Here is a 3,454-nt window from a genome sequence, read left to right on the forward strand (position 1 = left end):
AGACCGTGCGCCACGGCTTGAACCACTCCCGCCCGGCCGTGAGCGTGCCGGCCCGCGCCTCGACGCCGTCGGAGACCACGAGCACGGCGTTGGTGGCGAAGAGCGCCGGGATCTCGTTCTTGTAGGTCTGGACCTGTTGGAAGGCGGTCCAGATCGTCGCGTCCTCGCTCGCAGCGTTCTTGAGCTCCAGCACCGCCAGCGGCAGGCCGTTCACGAACAGCACCACGTCCGGCCGGCGCGTGTGCTTGTTCTCGGTCACGGTGAACTGGTTCACCGCCAGCCAGTCGTTGGCCGAGACGTCGTCGAAGTCCAGTACCCGCGCCTGTGCGCCGCGGATCGCGCCGTCGGCGTCGCGGTACTCGATGGTGACGCCGTCGACGAGGAGTCGGTGGAACGTCCGGTTGCGGGCCACGAGGTCCGGCCCCTCGACGCGGAGCAGCTTGCGGAGGGCCTCCTCCATAGCCTCGGCGGGCAGGTCGGGATTCAGGCGCGCAAGCGCGTCGCGCAGCCGGCGCTCGAGCACGACCTCGGCGTAGCTGGAACGTTCGGCGCCGGGCGTGTCAGGGGCGATGTCCGGGCCGTGGGCGATCTCCCAGCCGGCGCTTTCCAGCCACGCGAGCGCTGCCTGCTCGACGACGGATTCCGTCATACCGTGTTCCGTCATGGCGTGACCTCCGGCGGAGTGTCCGCGGCGCCGCCGGCGCCATTCGTTTCGTCGTCGAACTCGCTCGCGTAGATCCGGTAGCTCTCCGGTTCCATCTGGAAGAGGACCTCGCTGGCCCTGAACTCGATCTCGAGGATGCGAATGGGCCCGTGGGTCTCGTCGACGGAGTCGTTGAACGCCTGGTTCCCCTCGAACGTCTCGAATGGCGAACGCGGCATCGTCCGGTCCTGACAATGGACGCGGTGAAGAAAGCCGACGATCGTGTCGGCGGCCTGGGCGGCGAGCAACGCTTGCGCCGACTCCATGGTCGGGCGGGGGAAACCTGCCCCGTGCGAAGCAAACCCGCACTGATTGCGGAGCTCGCAGACTCCTTGAATCGCCGTGCTAAGGCCGTTCAGCGTCTGGGCCAGGCTCTTGCGAGTCTTGGAAGCGTCCGGTGCGGAAGGTGGTAGAAGCGGCAGATGGCGCGAAGCGGTCTTAAAGAGCTTGGGCAGGTCATCCGCATCTGCGAATGCAATCGACCGTTCTCCCAGGACCGCCCGACACACGCTCTCGACGAGCGTTTTGGCGAGGTCGAAGGCGAGGCCGGGGTTCTCCGCCACTGCCAGTTCGAGCGCGTGGACCTGCTGCTCGATGTGCCCCAACCCGCAGGCGACCGCATCACGGGCCCCGTGCATGACGAAGGGCGAATCACGGGCCTCCGCCGCGCGCGCTCTCTCTGCACTCGGGCTAGCCATCGATCCTCCTTCGACTTGCTGCGCGATATCGCTCGGGCTTCTCCTGCACGAGGCTCACTTCGTACCGGCGCCGGTCCAGGACCTCCAGGAACCCCAACTCGTGGCCCTCGCTGATGGTGACCTTGCCCTTCGACTCCCTGACCTCGACGCCGGTCTGCTTGCAGAGCTTCTTCAGCAGGGACTTGTCGATGTTCTTCGTCTCCTCCTGCCCTCGAATCGAGGCGAGGTACCGGGCCGCGCGAGGGTGTTTGCCGGCGTAGGCCTCGATACCGTCGAACTCCACGAACGTGAGGTCCTTCCCGATCGCCCCGATGTTCTCCGGCACCGCATCTAGAATCGCCTGCTGGAGCTTGCCTGCGAACTCGAAACCGCTGGGCCGCAGGATGTGGACGTTGGCCGCGTCGACGAGAAGGTCGAAGTCGCTGTCCAGCTTGAAGACGCTGTCTTCGATCAACTTCAGCGAGTCAGAGACGAATCGGACCAGCCGCTTCTTCAGAACTCCCTTGAACTGCGACGCGCGACGGAGAGCGGTCAAATGCTGCCCCTTCTTGTCGGTCAGCCGCACGAAGTAGCAGAACATGTCCGCCGGCTCGTCGAGGGCACCGCCCTCGATGTCCAGATTCGTCGCCTCGTGCAGCGTGCGCACGGCGGAGGCCATGGCGTCCTCCAACGGCAGGTAGAGGTACTCGATGCTCCCGTGCTTCTCGGAGGGCTGGTACTTCGCCGGACCCTCTGCGTCATTCTGCATGGCGCCCCAGGTTGCCTGCACCATCTCGCGCAGCGCGCCCTGCACGTCCGCATCCACGGACACTGCGACGAACGTCTGCCCGCTGCCGTCGTCCCGGCCCACGCCGAACTCCGTGACGATTACGTTCCCGAGGTCGAACTTCAGCCTCATGCCTCGGCCTCCAGGTAGACCGTGTCGCTCAGCCGATAGGCGATGATCCTGTCGCCGGAGGCCAAGCTCACGCGGCGGGTGATCAGGGCCTGGCGGGTCTTGCCGGTGAGCGGGTTGCCGTCGGCGGGCGGATAGACGGTGAAGACCCGGAAACCGAGCGCCGCGAACAGCAGGTTCATGTAGTGCAGGTTGAGGTGCCAGAACAGGAACACGATGAACGCCAAGGCGGCGACCGAGGCACCGAGGTAGCGCCAGCTCCCGAGGTCTTCCGAGTAGAACGGCAGCAGCATCGCGAAGAGGTAGACCAGGATGTGGTCACGGTGGTCGTCGGCCGTTCCGACGGTGAGCTCGCACTTGTCGGCCTGCTTCTTCGCCGTCCGGATCCGCAGCCACAGGAAAGCGTTCGGGACGACGACCATCAGGGCGCAGAACGCGATGAACCAGCGGTCGGGGATGAGGCTGTTCCCGCGAATCGCCCACAGGATGAAGAGGGGCGAGATGCTGCTGAGGACCATTAGCAGACGGGCGGCCTTGAGCCCCTCACGGTGCGTGCTGGCTGGGCGGCCGCTCATGGAGAGACCCTCTTGATGAACTTCTCTGCGTCTCTCACTCTGAGCTCGCCGGAGATGAGCTTGGGCAGCAGCGTGTCGCGAAGGGCGGCAAGGGTGCGGCACTCGAAATACGGCTCCTGGATGCGATCAAGAATTCCGGCAGTCAGGTCGTTGACTGCGATCCTCACGTGGTGGGGCGGCAGGACGACCGGCATCGTCTCCATTGAGTTCGCCCATACCGCGTACGGGATCGTGCTGCCGGTCGAATGATTCGTCGCGAAATCAATAGTCTCCGGTCGGTGCAGCAACAACACTGCAAACCCGAAGTCAGCTCTCTGCTTGGCGTACAGTACAAATGCAGTCGTTCGTGTGGCTCCGTCGAACGGCGCGATGCACACCTTGTGGAAGTACGGCCGCATCGCTCCGAATAGCAGGTCACCCTTGTAGAACCTGGTGAGACTAGTCTTCGCTTCCTCACCGGGTTTGCTGTCCATCAGGAGAAGCGACTGCGACGAAATGCAGTCGATCGGCACATACGGTTGAACGGCGGTGGCGGCCGACGCTGTGCATCGTTCTATCCGCTGGGACAATACATCACCCAGGG

The 3,454-nt window shown here is 64.8% G+C and carries 5 protein-coding genes; all 5 read right to left on the reverse strand.

What is annotated here, in order from left to right; all coding sequences use genetic code 11:
• Positions 1–649 (reverse strand): DEAD/DEAH box helicase (locus tag GF405_08745; GenBank protein MBD3368241.1); only part of this gene is annotated, 649 nt, incomplete at its 3' end.
• An 11-nt stretch (positions 650–660) separates the two neighbouring features.
• Positions 661–1,401, reverse strand: a complete 741-nt coding sequence (locus GF405_08750) for a hypothetical protein (GenBank protein ID MBD3368242.1) — start codon at positions 1,399–1,401, stop codon at positions 661–663.
• Complete coding sequence (locus tag GF405_08755) at positions 1,394–2,299, reverse strand: DUF4868 domain-containing protein (protein MBD3368243.1); 906 nt, start codon at positions 2,297–2,299, stop codon at positions 1,394–1,396. Before GF405_08755 ends, GF405_08750 begins: the two co-directional genes overlap by 8 nt.
• Positions 2,296–2,871: a hypothetical protein gene (locus GF405_08760; protein MBD3368244.1), complete on the reverse strand. Its 576-nt coding sequence runs from the start codon at positions 2,869–2,871 to the stop codon at positions 2,296–2,298. The genes GF405_08755 and GF405_08760 overlap by 4 nt, the downstream gene beginning before the upstream one ends.
• Positions 2,868–3,344, reverse strand: coding sequence for a restriction endonuclease subunit S (locus GF405_08765; GenBank protein MBD3368245.1), 477 nt, complete (start codon positions 3,342–3,344; stop codon positions 2,868–2,870). Before GF405_08765 ends, GF405_08760 begins: the two co-directional genes overlap by 4 nt.
• Positions 3,345–3,454: the final 110 nt, after the last annotated feature.

The organism is Candidatus Effluviviaceae Genus V sp., from assembly GCA_014728125.1.
Taxonomy (GTDB): Bacteria; Joyebacterota; Joyebacteria; order Joyebacterales; family Joyebacteraceae; genus WJMD01.